This is a genomic window from uncultured Massilia sp. (genome assembly GCF_913773735.1).
Taxonomy (GTDB): Bacteria; Pseudomonadota; Gammaproteobacteria; order Burkholderiales; family Burkholderiaceae_D; genus Telluria.
In genome coordinates, this window is record NZ_CAJYEB010000020.1 from 1 (window position 1) to 16,674 (window position 16,674).

Here is a 16,674-nt window from a genome sequence, read left to right on the forward strand (position 1 = left end):
GATCAAACTCTTCAGTTTAATCTCTGTTTTGACACGTTAGTGTCATGTCGCTCACTCAAAATACTGACGATTTCTTCTTTCGAAGAAGTTCGTATTTTTTGTGAACATTTGATAATTTAAGCATTCAGCAGCCACCGAAGTGACTGCTGGCACCTTCATCAAACGCCCACACTTATCGACTGTTATTTGTTAAAGAGCTCGAATCTTGTGTTACCTTGCTGCGTTTCGCGAATCGTTCTGTTCGTCAGCAGCAGAGAAGCGAGATTATCCAGTGTTTCGTTTAACTCGTCAACTCTTCTTTTCTTCCGCTGTCGCTGCCGTGAAGCTGCGTCTGCGTCGGAGGAGCGAGACTATAGCAAACGGCCAGGAAGGACGCAAGGACCGCCGCAAGGAAAATCCGGCGCGCCTCAAGGCTGCGACGGCCCCGGCTGGCGCCGCAATTGCTCCGCATCGCGCAGCGGCGACGTGCCGAACAGGCGACGGTACTCGCGGCTGAATTGCGACGGGCTCTCGTAGCCGACCTCGTAGGCGACGCTGGCGGCTTCCACGTCCCCGCTCATCAGGCGCTTGCGCGCTTCCAGCAAGCGCACCTGCTTCTGGTATTGCAGGGGACTCATCACCGTCGCCGCCTTGAAGCGGCGGTGCAGCACCGATGGGCTCATGTGGACGGCGCGCGCCAGCGCGTCGATGCGCAGGGGTTCGTTGTAGTGCTGGCGGATCCAGTTGATGGCCTCCCCGACCGCGCGTTCGCGCTGGCCACCCGCGACGCCGCGCGCCAGCGTCGCCCCGCCCGGCGCCGTCACCAGGCGGTAGATCAGTTCCTGCTTGAGCAGGCGCCCCAGCACCGGCAGGTCGCGCGGATGGTCGAGCAGTTGCAGCAGGCGCGCGAAGGTCTCGAGCAGTGCGTCGTCCGCATGCTCCACCGTGACCGCCGGCGGATCGGGCTGCTGCGCCGGCAGCGCCAGCTGCATCTCGAGCACGAACGCCGCCACCTCCTTCGGATCGATGTCGATGCGGATGCCGAAGTACGGCGCCGCCGCGCTGGCCTGCGTGACCTGTCCCGACACCGGCATCGCGACACCTGCCTGCACATAGGCGCCCGGTCCGTAGCGCAGCACCTGGCTGCCGACCAGCATCTCCTTCGCCCCCTGCACCAGCAGGCAGGCGGACGGCGTCAGGATGCCGCGCCCGACCGGCGTCGGCCCGCAGCGGCGGATCAGCCACAGCCAGGGCAGGCCGGTCTCCAGGTCGAGCGCATCGCCGGGATGCGCCTGCAGCCGCTGCGCGACCAGGGCGCGCAGCCGCTCCAGCGCCGCGGGAGGATCAGAGCGGATTGTCATGGCCCATGGTCGCCTTGGGTTCCAGGTATTCCTCGAGGCCGAACACGCCGAACTCGCGGCCCAGGCCCGATTGCTTGAAGCCGCCGAACGGCGCTTCCGGCGCATCATACAGCCCATTGACGAACACGCGTCCGGCGACGATCTCCGCGGCCACGCGGTTGGCGCGCGCCAGGTCGCCGCCGAACACATAGGCTTGCAGGCCGTAGGGCGTGTCGTTGGCGATTGCGATCGCCTCGGCGTCGTCGCGGTAGGCGATGATGGACAGCACCGGGCCGAAGATCTCCTCGCGCGCGATGGTCATGTCGTTGCGCACGTCGCCGAACACGGTCGGGCGCACGAACCAGCCGCGTTCCAGGCCGTGCGGCCGCCCCGGCCCGCCCGCGAGCAGGGTGGCGCCTTCCTCGATCCCCTTGCGGATGTATGCCTGCACGCGTTCCCACTGCGTGCGCGAGACCATCGGCCCCACGTCCACCTGCGGATCGTGCGTGGCGCCGACCCGCAGCGCGCAGAACGCCTGCACCACCAGTTCCTGCGCCTCCTGCGCGCGGCTGGCCGGGACCAGCAGGCGGGTGCCGGCGATGCAGGCCTGGCCGCTGTTCATCACGGCGGCCATGGCGGCGAACGGCATCGCCCTGGCGAAGTCGGCGTCGTCGAGCAGGATGGTCGGCGACTTGCCGCCCAGCTCCAGCGTCACGCGCTTCATGGTATCGACGGCGCCGCGCGCGATGGACTTGCCGACCGCGGTCGAGCCGGTGAACGAGATCTTGGCGACGTCCGGATGGCGCACGATCTCGGCGCCGACGGTGTCGCCGCGGCCGGTGACGATGTTGAACACGCCCGGCGGCAGGCCGGCGCGGTGCAGCGCGCGGGTCATGACCTCGGTCTGGCGCGCGCTCATCTCGCTCGGCTTGATCACGGCGCTGCTGCCGGCGGCGATGGCCATGGCCAGCTTGCTGGCGATGAAGCCGGCATTCGCGTTCCACGGCGTGATCATGCCCACGACGCCGTGCGGCAGCATGGTCACGCGCGCCGCGCCGGCGCGGCGCTCGAACGGATAGTCGGCCAGGATCGTGCGGGCCGACGCGAACGACGCCGCGGCGCGGCGCGCGGTGCCGACCGCCATCGCCATGGTGCCGCCGTACTCGGCCACCATCGCCTCGACGATCTCCGGCTCCGCCGCGGCCACTTCCTCGTGCAGGCGCTGCAGCCAGGCCATGCGCTGCTCGCGGCCGGCGCGCGACGTGAGCGCGAACGCCCGCCTGGCCGCGGCGATCGCGCGCTGCGCGTCGACCGCGTCGGCCAGCACGACGGTCGTCGCTTCCCGCTCCGTGGCCGGATCGAGCAGCACCATGCGCTCCTGCCCGTGCGGCGCGACGAAGGCGCCGTCGATATAAATGGTATCGATGATGTTCATGATGGACTCCCTGCTGAAGATGGATGCCATGGTAGGCGCGCAGGGCATGCGGGCGGTAGCCGGATCCTGACGAAGGATTGCCCGATCCTGTCGATCGCGGCGGCAATGGGCAATGCTAGGCGCGCAGCAGTTGCGCGAACGCCTGCGCCGCCTTGCTGCGGTAGCGCTCGCGGTGGCGCAGCAGGAAGAAGCCGCGCGGCGGCAGCGCCAGCGGCGCCGTCGCCAGCAATCCCGCGGCGATGTAGGGCGCGGCGACCAGCTCCGACAAGCCGGCGGCGTAGCGTCCGGTCATCACCGCCGCCCGCACCGCCTCGTTCGACGGCAGCGTCAGCGCGACCTGCAGCGCCGCCACGTCGACGCCGTGCCGGGCCAGTGCCGCCTCGAACACCGAGCGGGTGCCGGAGCCGGATTCGCGCATGATCCATTCCGCGGCCTGCAGCTCGGCCACGGACAGCCGGCGCCGGCGTGCCCACGGATGCGCGGGCGCGACGACCACCGCCATGCTGTCCTGGCCGACCTCCTCGATCGCCAGCGCCTCGTCGACGACCGTTCCCTCGATCAGGCCGAGGTCCGCCGCGCCCTGGTGCACGGCCGCCGCCACCGTCTGCGTGTTGCCGACTTCGACGCCGACGTCGATCCGGGGGTAGGCGGCGCGAAAGCGCACCAGCAGCGGCGGCAGCCAGTAGCTGGCGATCGTCTGGCTGGCCTGCAGCGCCAGCGTGCCGCGCTGCAGGCCAGCCAGTTCGGCCAACGTGCGCTCGGCGCTGGCGGCGCGCGCCAGCGTCGCGCGCGCCTCGTCGAGGAAGACGCGGCCGGCGCCATTGACTTCGATGCGGCGCCCGATCCGGTCGAACAGCGGCGTGCCGTAGCGGTCCTCGAGCGCGCGGATCGATGCGCTGACGGCGGACGGGGTCAGGGCCAGCGCGTCGGCGGCCCGGGTCAGGTGCTGGCGTTCGGCCACGGCCACGAAGATGCGAAGCTGTTCGAGTGTCATTGTTCGATTTTATCAAACGATTCGTTAAAAATTTCAAGATGGACCGAACGATCCCGGCGCCGCGATACTGGCGGCTCCAACCAGGAGTCCACCATGAACAAGAACATTACCCCACTGATTCCCGGCATCGCCATGAGCGCGGCCGTCACCTTCGCCGCCTGGCTGCTGGAACTGGCCGAGATCGGCATCTTCGGCCGCGCCTGGCTCGAAAGCCTCGTGCTGGCCATCCTGCTGGGCAGCCTGGTTCGCACGTTCTCCACCGTGCCGGCGCGCTGCGAGCCCGGCATCCGCTTTTCCGGCAAGATCCTGCTCGAAGTGGCCGTCCTGCTGCTGGGCGCGTCGGTCAGCGCCGGCGCCATCCTGGAGCACGGCTTGCCGCTGCTGGGCGGCATCGCCCTGTGCGTCGTGCTGGCGATCGCGTTCAGCTACGGCGTCGGCAAGCTGCTGCGCCTGCCCCATCACATGGCCGTGCTGATTGCTTGTGGTAATTCTATCTGCGGTAACTCGGCGATCGCGGCCGTCGCCCCGGTCATCGATGCCGACGGCAAGGACGTCGCCTCCGCGATCGCCTTCACCGCCGTGCTGGGCGTGGCCGTCGTGCTGCTGCTGCCGCTGCTCGACCGTGCGTTCGGCCTGAGTCCGCTGCAATACGGCGTGTTTGCCGGGATGACGGTCTATGCCGTGCCGCAGGTGCTCGCCGCGGCGGCGCCCGTGTCGCAGGCCAGCCTGCACATCGGCACGCTCGTCAAGCTGGTGCGCGTGCTGATGCTCGGCCCGGTCGTGCTGGTCCTGTCGCTGCTCGGCCGCGGCGGCCAGGGCGAACGCCGCGCCTTGCCGCTGTCGCACCTGGTGCCGTGGTTCATCGTCGGCTTCCTGGTCCTGATGACGCTGCGTTCCTTCGACCTGGTGCCGCATGCGCTGCTGGCGCCGGCGCACGTCGGCGCGGGCTGGTTGACCAGCATGTCGATGGCCGCCCTGGGCCTGGGCGTCGATGCGCGCGCCGTGCTGCGCGCCGGTGGCCGGGTCAGCGCCGTCGTGGTCGTGTCGCTGGTCGGCCTGGGCCTGATCAGCTGGGGACTGATCACGGTGCTGGCGATCCACTGACACCCGGCGCGACCATCCATTTTCCAAACGGTTCCCGCCGTGGCGGCAGCATGTGATGCTTGTCTCGAGTACCACAAGTCGAACGGCGGTAACGCTAACAACTCGTTCAAAATAGCTGCAATATTCCGGATCGAACGTAGTAGTATGGTCGACAGACAAGGCACAGGCGTGGGGGCGGCAGCCTCCATCACCCAACCGACATAACAGTCCACGACGACGACGGCGGCGTACGCGACCGCCGCACGAGGACGCAGGAGACAGCATGCTGGAGATTGCCGCGGAACACGTGCGCCGTGTTCACTCGGTCGTCCTTGGGCGGCTCGAGTCAAGCCAGGCAGCGGGTTCCGCCCGGATGCCGCATGTCGAACCGGACCTGCCCGGCGCCCCCAACCGGATCACGCGATCGTGGATCCGCTGTCTCAACGACTACAAGCTCCACCCCGGCGCCTGCGCCGAGCCCGAAGTCGTGCCGTCGTCCGAACTGAAGGAACGCCAGGAGCGCCTGGCCGACCTGCAGGCCGTCGCCAAGGTCGAGATGGCCAACCTGTACCAGCAGCTGGCCGGTTCCGGCTACGCCATCATCCTCACCGACCGCGACGGCGTCCTGCTGAATTACTTCGGCGACCCCGCCTTCACCCACGCCGCCTCCAGGACGGGCCTGATGCCCGGCGCCCTGTGGAGCGAACGCGTGCAGGGCACCAACGGCATGGGCACCTGCCTGTTCGAGCGCCGGCCGCTCACCGTGCACCAGGACGAACACTATTTGTCGCGCAACATCGGCCTGTCCTGCGCGGCGGCGCCCATCTTCGACCACGAGGGCGAACTCGTCGGCGTGCTCGACGCGTCCGGCGAATCGCGCCTGGCCCAGCAGCACACGCTGGCCCTGGTCAGCATGTCGGTGCAGATGATCGAGAACCGCGTGTTCCTGCAGCGGTTCCGGCACGACTACATCATGCGCTTCCACAACCGCCCGGAATTCGTCGGCACGCTGAGCGAGGGCGCGATCGCCCTCAGCGTGACCGGCAAGGTGCTGGCCGCGACGCGCTGCGCGCTGTTCCAGCTCGGCCTGCGCGAACCCGGCGACGTCGTCGGGCGCGACATCGGGGAGCTGTTCAACGTCACGTTCTGCGGCCTGGTCGATTCCAGCGTGCGCAAGGCCTTCCACCCGGTGCCGGTCTTCGAGAGCCGCAGCGGCGCACGCTTCTTCGCCCTCATGTACCAGCCGGTCGCGGGCGGCGCCGGGCGGTCCCTGCCGCGCGGCGCGGCGCCGGCCGGTGCCGCGGCGGGCGGACGCGGCGCCGGCACCGCGCTCGACGCGCTGCAGTTCGGCGACCCCGCCATGGCCGCCGCCGTCGGGACGGCCAAGCGCGTCCTCGAGCGCAACGTCGCCATCCTGCTGCAGGGCGAGACCGGCACGGGCAAGGAACTGTTCGCGCGCGCGGCGCACCAGTCGAGCAGCCGCGCGGCGCGGCCCTTCGTGGCGATCAACTGCGCGTCGATCCCGGAAGCGCTGATCGAGAGCGAACTGTTCGGCTACCGCTCCGGCGCGTTCACCGGCGCCAGCAAGGACGGGCAGCGCGGCAAGCTGCTGCAGGCGCACGGCGGCACGCTGTTCCTCGACGAGATCGGCGACATGCCGTTCGCCCTGCAGGCGCGCCTGCTGCGCGTGCTGGAGGAACGCGAAGTGGTGCCGCTCGGCGGCGACACGCCCGTCAAGCTCGACATCCACCTGATCAGCGCCACCCACTGCGACCTGCCAAAAAAGATCGCCCTGGGCGAATTCCGCGAAGACCTGTACTACCGCCTGCAAGGCGTGACGATCGCGCTGCCGCCGCTGCGCGAGCGCGCCGACCGGCGCGCGCTGATCTGCCACGTGGCCGCCGAGGAAAGCGACGAGGACGCCCCGGTGGAACTCGACGAGCGCCTGCTGGCCCTGCTCGAGCGCCAGCGCTGGCCGGGTAACGTGCGCCAGCTGCGCCAGCTGCTGCGCACCATGATCGCCCTGCGCGAGACCGACCGCCTGACGGTGGACGACCTGCCGGCCGGCTACCGCGTCGACCTGCTGGCCGCGCCGGCGCTGACCGCGCCGGTCCCCGAGGCTGCCGCGCCGGCCGACGCGCCCGGCGGCGAGGACGCGGCCGGGCCGACACTCAATCCGCTCGAGAGCGCGGAACGGACCGCCCTGCTCCAGGAACTCGCACGACGCGACTGGAACCTGAGCAGCGTGGCACGCGCACTGGGCATCGCCCGCAACACCCTGTACCGCAAGCTGCAGCGCCTGAACATCGACCCCGCGAACAAGCCGGCGCTCCACTGAAAGCCGGATGCGCCGGGCGCCGCCATGCATGCACTCGCGCGTTCGCACTCGCGCATTTGCACTCACTCACCCGCGCAAGGGTCGCCCGCACGGCCGGCCCGCCCGGCGCCGTCGCACCTGCGCGCCGCTGCACCTGCGCGCCGTCGCCGGCACATGCCGGCTGGCGGCACGCATGCATCCCCGTTTCCCCCGTCCCTGGAGACCCGATGAGCACCGCACGCAACCGTCCCCTTCGCCTCCCGCGCCGCCTGGCGGCGCTCGCCACCCTGCTGCTCGCGGCCGCGCTGCCGCTGCAGGCGGGGGCGCAAGCGCCCGCCAGGCCGCCGGGCCCCGCCCTCGCCTACGTTCCGAACGAAGGCAGCGGCACGATCTCCGTCATCGACACGGCCACCGACCAGGTGGTCGCCGAGCTGCCCGGCGGTGCCAAGCCGCGCGGCCTCGCGGTCAGCCCGGACCGGCGCCGGCTGTACGTCAGCGACCAGCCGCATGACAGCCTGCAGGTAATCGATGTCGACAGGCGCAGGCTGGACACGGCCGTCGCGCTGGGAGAGTCGCCGGAAGGCGTGTCGATGTCGCCGGACGGCCGCTGGGTCGTGGCGGCCGTCGAGGGCAAGAACGAGATCGCGGTGACCGACACGCGCGGCGACGCCCTGGCCTTTTCCATCAAGGTGCGCGGCAGGAATCCGGAACACGCCGTGTTCAGCCCGGACGGGCGCCTGCTGCTCGTCAGCGCCGAAGACGGCGAAGCGGTCGACATCGTCGACTTCCCCGCGCGCAGGCAGGTGGCCCAGGTGGCCGTCGGTGCGCGCCCGCGCGGCATCGGCTTCCTGCCCGACGGCAGCCGCGCCTACGTCGCCGCCGAGAACGCGAACGAAGTGTTCGTCATCGACACCGTGAAGCGTGCCGTCGTCGCCCGCATCCCGGCCGGCCTGCGCGCCAACGGCATCGCCGTGCATCCGGGCGGCCGCGAAGTCTATGTCTCGAACGGCGGCGCCGCCAGCGTCTCGGTGATCGATACCGCCAGCAACCAGGTGGTGGCCACGATCCCCGTCGGCCAGCGGCCGTGGAACATGGCGCTGACGCCGGACGGCGCCAAGCTCTACGTCGCCAACGGGCGCTCGAACAGCGTCTCGGTGATCGACACGGCGCGCCGCCTCAAGCTGCGCGACGTCGCGGTCGGCAAGCTGCCCTGGGGCGTGGCGATCCGCTGAGTCGCGTTACCGAACGGTCTCGCCCGCGGCAGGACGGTCGCTCCGGACCGCGCCGGCCGCGTTGGCCGCGGCCCCCTCTTGCCTGGGCCGCGGTAACGCCTGCACATTGGACACCGGCCGGCGCCGGGACGACGTGCCGGCGCCAGGGCATGCCGGAATGCCGGAGGTCCCGTTCCGGTCCGCGCCCTCGGATGGCCCTCGTCACGCCATCCCGACGTCCACGCTGACGGCGCGCCGCACGCCCACGACCGCCGGCAGCACCGCCGGCCCGTCCAGCAGCGCGAGCACCAACCCGGCGGGATTGCGGCCGATCGACGCATGCAGGCCGGCGTAGGCGGCGGTCAGGCGCGGGTTCACGTCGAGCACCACGGCGCCCCGCGCGGTGAGCACGAAATCGACGCCGACATAGCCCCACAGGCTCGGGATGGCCGCCGCCACCTGCTGGGCCAGGCGCGCCAGCGTGCCGTCGTCGTCGGCCAGGCCGTTGACGATGCTGCCCATGAAATGGAAGCGGTTGTCGCGCATCGCCACGCGTTCCCGGTTGCAGGCCAGCACCTGGGCCACGCCATCGCAGCAGATCAGCGACAGGCTGCCCAGCTTGCCGGCGACGAAGGGCTGCAGCACATAGCCTTCGGCCGCGCTGGCGCGGATCCAGGCCAGCGCCGCGGCGCGGTCGCCGAACAGGCGTGTGTCCAGGCAGCCGGCGCCGTCGTCGGGCTTGACGACCCACGGGCCGCCGTCTTCGGGCAGGGCGGCGTGCGGACTGTAGGTGGCCACCGCCGCCACGCCGCCGTCGGCCAGCACGCGGGCCAGCCGCAGCTTGCTCGCCGCCACCTCGACGGCGCCGGGCGCGCTGCCCAGCAGCGTGCGTCCGCCGTGCAGGATGGCACGCGACAGGCAGGCGAGCACGCCATCCGATTCGCCCGCCAGCGGCCACACCGCATCGGCCGCCTGCAGGCCGGCGGCGAAACGGACGCCGAAGCGCCGCGTGCCGGGCGCGGTCGCCGGCGCCACCTGCTGGCGCAAGGCGCAGCCGCTTCCCTCGTCCACGTCCGTGCCGGCAGGCTGGCCATCGGCGACGACGCCGTCCGGGCCGCCGTGGCCAGCCATGCGTGCAGTACCGTATTCGGCACCGTATTTCGCAACGCCGGCTGCATCGCAGGCTGCATGACGGGCACCACCGCAGGCCGCAGCGCAGGCAGGGCCACATGCAATGCCGCAGGCACCGGCACGCGGTCCAGCCACATCCAGGCTGGCCGCCGTCACGACCTCGACGCCGGCCAGCGCCCCCAGGTCGGCCAGCAGCGCGCGCAGCAGCATGTCGCCCTGGCGCTGCAGCGATCGCGGCCGCGGCCTGGCCGGCTTCGCGCCGGCCGCGTCATGATCGAACACGAACACTTTCAAGCGCGCCATCGCTCGCCTCCGGCAGTTTGTCGCGTCCGCGTGCCCGCGCACCGGCCGTGTCAGCGGCCCGGATGCGCGACGCGAACCAGCGTGAGTGTCTCGTCGATCTCGGGCGCGGCCGGGGCGCGCGCGGCGGTCCTGGCCATGCCCGGCGCTGCGGCCGGCGGCGCGGCCGCCTTCCCCGGCGCAGCCGCGCCGGCCATCCTGGCATCGTCCTGGTTCGCCAGCGTGCTGCCCACCTGGTAGACGCCGCCCGGCACCGCTGCGCTGACGATGAAGGTATACGTCTTGTGCACGTACGGCGCGAAGCGCGCGCGCAGCGGGTCGTCCAGGTAGGGCCGGATACGGATCGCCTGCGCCGCCACGGCCTTGCCCTGGTAGTCGACGGCCTGCGCGCTCACCTGCGCCGCCCCGGCCAGCGCCATCCTGATGCGCTTGCGGAAATAGGCGGCAGAGCCGCCGGTCAGGCGCTGCATCTCGGCGATGTCGCGTTCGAGGAAGCCGAGCAGCACCGGGTTGCCATGCGCCTCGTCGAGCGCCGGGATGGCGTGCCGGTGCGCGCCGGACAGGAAATGCAGGGTGGCGCCGACCGTCCCCTTGCCCTCGGCGCGGCTGACGTCGAGCCGCACTTCGTCGCTGAAGCCCGGCTCGACGTTGCTCGCCTTGCGGAAGGCGTACACGAGCACGGCGGGCGGCTGGACGCGCGCCAGGTGGTCGGTCTCGAACAACAGGGTTTCCGCCTGCGACAGCGCCGTGGATGGCGCCTGCGCGCGGGCCGGCCCCGGCAGGACGCAGGCGAACGCGAATACGAATGCGAACGCGCAGCCGGCATGCCATATCGCCGCGCACGACGTCCGGCGCCGGCGCCACGGCACGGCCGTTCGCGGCAGCGGCAGCGGCAGCGGCAGCGGCAGCGGCAGGCCCATCATGGCGCCCTCGCCGGCGGCTGGCGCGGTGTCGCTCCCCTGGCGTCGAGCAGCGGCACGCCGTACTGCGCGAGGATGGCGTCGATCCTGTCCTGGTTCGCCGCGATCAGCTGGTCGATGCGCTGCCGGAATGCCTTGTCAGGGTGGCGCACCGCCATCGCGATCTCGAAATCGAGCTTCAGGCCCGGCCGCGAGGCCAGCGGCACCGCGACGATCGGCACCGAGCGCACCTGGCGCGCGAAATAGCCGGCGATCGGCCCCCAGACGAAGGCCACGTCGATCTTGCCGCCGGCCAGGTCGCGCTCGATGATTTCGCCCGGATACTGCTCGGCATCGCCGGACTGGATCTGGTACCACGCGACTTGTTCCATCAAGCGGTTCTGCAGCAGCCAGTCGGTGACCGGCGACGCCGTGAACACGCCGAGCCGCAGCGTGCGGCGCCGGGCGGGGTCGAGTGCGGCCAGGTCGTCCAGGTCGCGCACGTCGTCCAGGCCCCTGCCCTTCACGTACACCATCGCATAGCTGGAGTGGTAGTAGGGATGGGTGGTGGCGGCCATGTCGAATCCCGCCGGCACGCCGGTGACGAGGTCGCACTTGAAACGGTCGGTGTCCGCTTCCCTGGCGCGCAGGGTATTGCGGATGAAGCCGATGCGTTGCGGGAACCAGGTGGTTTCCAGTTTCCAGCCGAGTTCCTCGGCGAACAGCGCGGCGATGCGGTTCTCGAAGCCCGCCTGCGCGCGGTTCGAGAACGGCAGGTTGTTCGGATCCTGGCAGACGCGCAGTACCTTGTCCCGGCCCGGTCCCGCCGCCTCGTCCTGTTGCGCCATGCCCTGCTGCGCCATGCCCTGCTGCGCCAGCAACAGCAGGACGCCGGCGCAGGCGCCGCGCAGCAGGCCGCCGAGCGAGCGCAGCAGGCCGCCCGTGCGCGCAGGCGCGCTCATTTGCCGATCTCCTGCAGGCGCCCGGGCTGGATCGCCCCGTCCGAGCGCCCTTTCAGGTAGGCGTACAGGTTGTCGATGTTCTCGACCACCATCTTGCTGCCGTCGAAGTTGGGCATGCCCTTGTCGATCCGTCCCTTCAGGACGGTTTCCTTGAACTGGTCCTTGCTGAGCACTTTCAGGCTGGCCACCAGCGAGGGGCCGACCATGCCTTCCTGGGCGGCGCCGTGGCAGCGCTCGCACGCGAGGGCGCGCCAGGTGCGCCAGCCGCTCAGGGTGTGGGCGTCGACCTTGTTGCCGTCGCTGACCTGGTAGGGGGCGGCGTCGGCCGCCTGGGCCTGGGCGGGGGCGAAGCCCGGTATGCAGCAGGCGATGGCGCAGGCCGTCATGGCCCGCGCGGCGTTGACGAATGGTTTCATGGCGTTTCCTTGGTCACTCGGGGTTCCGCCGGCGACGGCGATCGGCGCCGCCGCCGGGCATGCCGGACGCGCCGCGGCGCCTCGATAGCGCCGGCGCGGTGTCCGGACGTCAGCGGTCCGGCAGCGCGAACACGGTCAGCACGCCGCCCAGCTCGGTGTACTTGGCGAGGTCCTTGTAGCCGCCGACCGCGCCCAGCCCCTCGGTGCCCTTGCTCAGCCCCGCCGCCAGGCCGATGCCGGCCCAGCCGCCGATCCCCGACAGTACGCCGACGTACTGCTTGCCCTTGTATTCCCAGGTGGTGACGTTGCCGATGATCCCCGACGGGGTCTTGAACTTCCACAGTTCCTTGCCGTCGAGGTCGACCGCCTTCAGGTAGCCTTCGAGGGTGCCGTAGAACACCACGTCGCCGGCGGTGGACAGCGCCCCGCTCCAGACCGAAAAGCGTTCCGGCTTGGTCCAGACCATCTTGCCGGCGCCGGCATCCCAGGCGATGAAGTTGCCCATGCCGCCATGGCTGTTCGGCGCCGCGTACATCGACAGGGTCGAGCCGACATAGGGCTGGCCGGCCGTGTACTCGATCTGGAACGGCTCGTAGTCCATGCAGACGTGGTTGGTCGGCACGTAGAACAGGCCGGTGCGCGGCGAGTAGCTGGCCGGCTGCTGGTCCTTGGTGCCCAGGGCCGACGGACACACGCCCTTGGTGTTCACGTCCGGGCCGTTCTTGTCGGTGCTGTACCTGGCCACGACCTGCGGGCGGCCGCTCTTCATGTCGACGTGGCTGGCCCAGTTCACGACCGGATCGTATTTTTCGGCGACCAGCAGCTCGCCGCTGACGCGGTCCATCGTGTAGGCGAAGCCGTTGCGGTCGAAGTGCACCAGCGCCTTGCGCGGCTTGCCCTTGACCTTGATGTCGGCCAGGATCATTTCGTTGACGCCGTCATAGTCCCACTCGTCGTGCGGCGTCATCTGGTAGACCCATTTCGCCACGCCGGTATCGAGGTCGCGCGCGAAGATCGTCATCGACCACTTGTTGTCGCCCGGGCGCTGGCGCGGGTTCCAGGTGCTCGGGTTGCCGGTGCCGTAGTAGACCAGGTTCGTTTCCGGATCGTAGCTGTACCAGCCCCAGGTGGTGCCGCCGCCGAGCTTCCACTGGTCGCCCTGCCAGGTCTTGAGCGAGGAATCCGGGCCCACCGGCGCCATCTTGCCGTCGGTCCAGGTCATGGTCTTGTTCGGGTCGACCAGCATTTCCTGGTCGGGTCCGGTGCTGTAGGCTTTCCAGAGCACCTTGCCGGTCTCGATGTCGTGGGCCGTGATGCGGCCACGCACGCCGAACTCACCGCCGCTGATGCCGGTCAGCACCTTGTCCTTGAAGATATGCGGGGTATTGGTGGTCGTCTCGCCGATCTTCGGATCGCCGACCTTGATCTTCCAGACCTCGTTGCCGGTCCTCGCGTCCAGCGCCACCAGCGTGGTGTCGGCCTGCTGCAGGAAGATCTTGCCGTTGGCGTAGGCCAGGCCGCGGTTGACGGTATCGCAGCACATCACGGGGATCACGGTCGGGTCCTGCTTCGGCTCGTACTTCCAGCGGATGCTCTGGTCTTCCAGCGACAGCGCGAACACCTTGTTCGGGAAGGGGCTGTGGATGTACAGCGTGTCGCCGATGACCAGCGGCCCGCCCTCGTGGCCGCGCAGCACGCCGGTCGAGAAGGACCAGGCCACCGCCAGGTTCCTGGCGTTCTTACTGTTGATCTGCTTGAGTTCGCTGTAGCGGCGGTTGCTCAGGTCGCCGGCCTGCATTGCCCAGTTCTTCGGATCCCTGCTCAGCCTTGCGGTGTCCGAGTCGGCCGCGTGGGCCAACTGACCCGTCGCCGTCGCCAGCAGCAGGCATGTTGCCCAACAGGCGAGTCTCGATTGAAATGCCATGGTGTAGTCTCCTTGTGGTTTTTATCCGGCCCGGCCACGCCGCGGTGCGCCGCGCCACGGTGCCACCGGCGGTCGTTGCATGGAGCGTGCCAATGGCCGCCCGGTGCGCCACGCCCTGCGTCGCCGAACGGCGCCGGGACGCCATGTTCAAGTCCGTAACAGGTGCTGCTGCGCCTGTATCGGTGGCGGCGCAACGTCCGCCGCCGGCGTCGACGCGTGGAACGCTCAGCGCTGCGGCACGGCGCAGGCCTTGTTGGCCCCGGTCTCGATGGCCTTGTACTTGCTGGCCATGTCCTTCACCGACGCGGCATCGCGGAACAGCCCGCCGCGCTCGCCGCCCAGCGACTGGTTGCGCAGCGCGACCGACATCGCCACGTAGTCGTCGTAGGGCAGCGCCCTGGCGATCCGGTCGATGACGCACGAGCACTTGTAGAGGAACTCGTACTTGCCGTCGTGCTTCTGCATGCATTCCAGCACGTACTCGACCCTGCCACTGGTGGGGAAGTCGTCGGCATGGGCCGCCAGTGCCGCGGCCAGGGGAAGCACCAGCAGCCAGCGCGATGCGTTCATTCCGGTTTCCATCCTGCGTCCTTGGTGGTTGACGCCAGCGCTCAATCCTTGAGCACCCCGCGCTGGCGGGCGATGTGGGTCGAAATGGCATCCATCAATGGCGGCGACAGCACGTCGTAGGGCGGCAGGCCCATCTCTTGCAGGCGTGCCCGCACCGCGCCCATGCGCTCGGGGCGCGCGCCCGACTCGATGATCGACGACACGAAGGCGGCGAACGTCGGCGGCGCCCAGCCCTGCTGCGGCGACAGTTCGGGGTGCACGAAGTCGAGGCCGTAGAACGCGTGGTCCTTGTTCTCGATGCGGCCGTACAGGTGCACGCCGCACACCGTGCAGGCATGGCGCTGGATGGTCGCGTCCGGGTCCACGACCGCGAGCTTGTCGCCGTTGGCCGTCACCGTGACCTTGTCGCGCGCGACCACGGCCACCTGGGAAAACAGCGAACCGTCCGGCTTCCAGCACTTGGTGCAGCCGCACACGTGGTTGTGCGCCACCTGCGCGCCCACGTCCACCGTCACCGTGTCGGTGGCGCAGCGGCAGGACAGCGTTCCGCCCGCGAAACCCGGCTGGGCCGGGGGAATGCCGGCATCGACCGCCGGGTGGATCTTGACTGCCTCGCTCATGTTCGCGTCTCCCTGTGGATTGGTTCGGACTGCACTGGCTGGCGTGGCCGGGCGGCGTCAGTAGAGGACCACCGACCGGATCGATTCGCCGCTCTTCATCAACGCGAAGCCATCGTTGATGCGCTCGAGCGGCAGGGTGTGGGTGATCAGGTCGTCGATGTTGATCTTGCCGTCCATGTACCAGTCGACGATCCGGGGCACGTCGGTGCGGCCGCGCGCGCCGCCGAAGGCGGATCCCTTCCACTGGCGTCCCGTCACCAGCTGGAACGGGCGGGTCGAGATCTCCTGGCCCGCCGCCGCGACGCCGATGATGAAGGACTGGCCCCAGCCCTTGTGGCAGCACTCGAGCGCCTGGCGCATGACCTGCACGTTGCCGATGCACTCGAAGGCATAGTCGGCGCCGCCGTCGGTCATCTGCACGATCTGGTCGACCAGGTCGTCGACCTCGTTCGGGTTGACGAAGTCGGTCATGCCAAACCGGCGGGCGATGTCGACGCGGCCGGGATTGATGTCGACGCCGATGATCCTGTCAGCGCCGACCATCCTCGCGCCCTGGATCACGTTCAGGCCGATCCCGCCCAGGCCGAACACGACCACGTTGGCGCCCGGCTCGACCCGGGCGGAAAACACCACGGCGCCCACGCCGGTTGTGACGCCGCAACCGATGTAGCAGGCCTTGTCGAACGGGGCGTCGGAGCGGATCTTCGCCAGGGCGATTTCCGGCACCACGACGTAGTTGGAAAAGGTGGAGGTGCCCATGTAGTGGTGGATGGGCTGGCCGTCGAGGGAGAAGCGCGAGGTCCCGTCCGGCATCAGGCCGCGGCCCTGGGTCGCGCGGATCTGCTGGCACAGGTTGGTCTTGCGCGACAGGCAGAACTTGCACTGGCGGCATTCGGGCGTGTACAGCGGGATCACGTGGTCGTCGCGCCGGACCGAGGTGACGCCAAGGCCCGTCTCGCGCACGATGCCGGCGCCTTCGTGGCCGAGGATGGCGGGGAAGAGGCCTTCCGGGTCGGCGCCGGACAAGGTGTAGTAATCGGTATGGCAGATGCCGGTCGCCTTGATCTCGACCAATACCTCGCCGGCGCGCGGCCCCTCGAGGTCGACGTCGGCGATCGTCAGCGGCGCTCCGGCCTTCCAGGCGATGGCGGCTCTTGTCTTCATGGTGTCTCCGGTGTCGGTGGTTCCGGAGATATCGCAAGGGCCGTGCCAGGGAGAGGGAAGCGAAGAATGGCCTGGGTTTGCTCCGCAGGCGTCACACATGCGGCACAACTGTTCCGCCGATTGTTCAGAATGCGACCTTGGCCATCATTCCAACGCGGGCGGAAGGGTACGCCAGGCGCACCCGGCCCTTTTATGCACGCCCAAACGCAAAAAGCCCGCTCCAGATCACTGGAGCGGGCTTTCGCTTAATAACTAGCCTGACGATAACCTACTTTCACACTGGTTGCAGCACTATCATCGGCGCAAAGTCGTTTCACGGTCCTGTTCGG

At 69.6% G+C, this 16,674-nt stretch carries 14 protein-coding genes; 3 read left to right on the top strand and 11 right to left on the bottom strand.

Features of this window, described 5'->3' with window-relative positions; all coding sequences use genetic code 11:
- Positions 1-407: 407 nt before the first annotated feature.
- The 3 genes from QZ749_RS08385 to QZ749_RS08395 all read right to left on the bottom strand — a co-directional run bounded on the left by QZ749_RS08385 (position 408) and on the right by QZ749_RS08395 (position 3,748).
- Entirely contained in the window at positions 408-1,340 is a 933-nt protein-coding gene (locus QZ749_RS08385) for an AraC family transcriptional regulator (RefSeq protein WP_296945472.1), read from the bottom strand.
- Positions 1,324-2,754, bottom strand: coding sequence for an aldehyde dehydrogenase family protein (locus QZ749_RS08390; RefSeq protein WP_296945473.1), 1,431 nt, complete (start codon positions 2,752-2,754; stop codon positions 1,324-1,326). The genes QZ749_RS08385 and QZ749_RS08390 overlap by 17 nt, the downstream gene beginning before the upstream one ends.
- A gap of 115 nt (positions 2,755-2,869) precedes the next feature.
- Positions 2,870-3,748: a LysR family transcriptional regulator gene (locus QZ749_RS08395; RefSeq protein WP_296945474.1), complete on the bottom strand. Its 879-nt coding sequence runs from the start codon at positions 3,746-3,748 to the stop codon at positions 2,870-2,872.
- 93 nt (positions 3,749-3,841) lie between these two features.
- On the opposite strand from QZ749_RS08395, the gene QZ749_RS08400 reads away from it, so the two are divergent.
- The 3 genes from QZ749_RS08400 to QZ749_RS08410 all read left to right on the top strand — a co-directional run bounded on the left by QZ749_RS08400 (position 3,842) and on the right by QZ749_RS08410 (position 8,380).
- Positions 3,842-4,852, top strand: a complete 1,011-nt coding sequence (locus tag QZ749_RS08400; protein ID WP_296945476.1) for a YeiH family protein — start codon at positions 3,842-3,844, stop codon at positions 4,850-4,852.
- Positions 4,853-5,204: 352 nt separating this feature from the next.
- Positions 5,205-7,169 (top strand): sigma-54-dependent Fis family transcriptional regulator, encoded by a 1,965-nt coding sequence (locus tag QZ749_RS08405; protein ID WP_296945478.1) that lies wholly within the window; start codon positions 5,205-5,207, stop codon positions 7,167-7,169.
- Between the two features lie 206 nt (positions 7,170-7,375).
- Positions 7,376-8,380: a beta-propeller fold lactonase family protein gene (locus tag QZ749_RS08410; RefSeq protein ID WP_296945480.1), complete on the top strand. Its 1,005-nt coding sequence runs from the start codon at positions 7,376-7,378 to the stop codon at positions 8,378-8,380.
- 201 nt (positions 8,381-8,581) lie between these two features.
- Here the strand turns inward: QZ749_RS08410 and QZ749_RS08415 are convergent, their stop codons facing one another.
- The 8 genes from QZ749_RS08415 to QZ749_RS08450 form a co-directional block, all read right to left on the bottom strand.
- Positions 8,582-9,793: an ATP-grasp domain-containing protein gene (locus QZ749_RS08415; protein ID WP_296945481.1), complete on the bottom strand. Its 1,212-nt coding sequence runs from the start codon at positions 9,791-9,793 to the stop codon at positions 8,582-8,584.
- Between the two features lie 50 nt (positions 9,794-9,843).
- Entirely contained in the window at positions 9,844-10,713 is an 870-nt protein-coding gene (locus tag QZ749_RS08420; RefSeq protein WP_296945483.1) for a hypothetical protein, read from the bottom strand.
- Positions 10,710-11,651, bottom strand: coding sequence for a quinoprotein dehydrogenase-associated putative ABC transporter substrate-binding protein (locus tag QZ749_RS08425; RefSeq protein ID WP_296945485.1), 942 nt, complete (start codon positions 11,649-11,651; stop codon positions 10,710-10,712). Before QZ749_RS08425 ends, QZ749_RS08420 begins: the two co-directional genes overlap by 4 nt.
- Positions 11,648-12,037 carry a cytochrome c gene (locus tag QZ749_RS08430; RefSeq protein WP_373896800.1) on the bottom strand — a complete coding sequence of 130 codons (390 nt, stop codon included), beginning with the start codon at positions 12,035-12,037 and terminating at the stop codon, positions 11,648-11,650. The genes QZ749_RS08425 and QZ749_RS08430 overlap by 4 nt, the downstream gene beginning before the upstream one ends.
- Positions 12,038-12,176: 139 nt before the next feature.
- Positions 12,177-13,991, bottom strand: coding sequence for a methanol/ethanol family PQQ-dependent dehydrogenase (locus tag QZ749_RS08435; protein WP_373896799.1), 1,815 nt, complete (start codon positions 13,989-13,991; stop codon positions 12,177-12,179).
- Between the two features lie 225 nt (positions 13,992-14,216).
- Positions 14,217-14,561, bottom strand: coding sequence for a hypothetical protein (locus QZ749_RS08440; RefSeq protein WP_296945489.1), 345 nt, complete (start codon positions 14,559-14,561; stop codon positions 14,217-14,219).
- A gap of 41 nt (positions 14,562-14,602) precedes the next feature.
- Positions 14,603-15,181, bottom strand: coding sequence for an S-(hydroxymethyl)glutathione synthase (gfa, locus tag QZ749_RS08445; RefSeq protein WP_296945491.1), 579 nt, complete (start codon positions 15,179-15,181; stop codon positions 14,603-14,605).
- Between the two features lie 57 nt (positions 15,182-15,238).
- Positions 15,239-16,345, bottom strand: a complete 1,107-nt coding sequence (locus QZ749_RS08450) for an S-(hydroxymethyl)glutathione dehydrogenase/class III alcohol dehydrogenase (protein WP_296945493.1) — start codon at positions 16,343-16,345, stop codon at positions 15,239-15,241.
- Positions 16,346-16,674 lie beyond the last annotated feature (329 nt).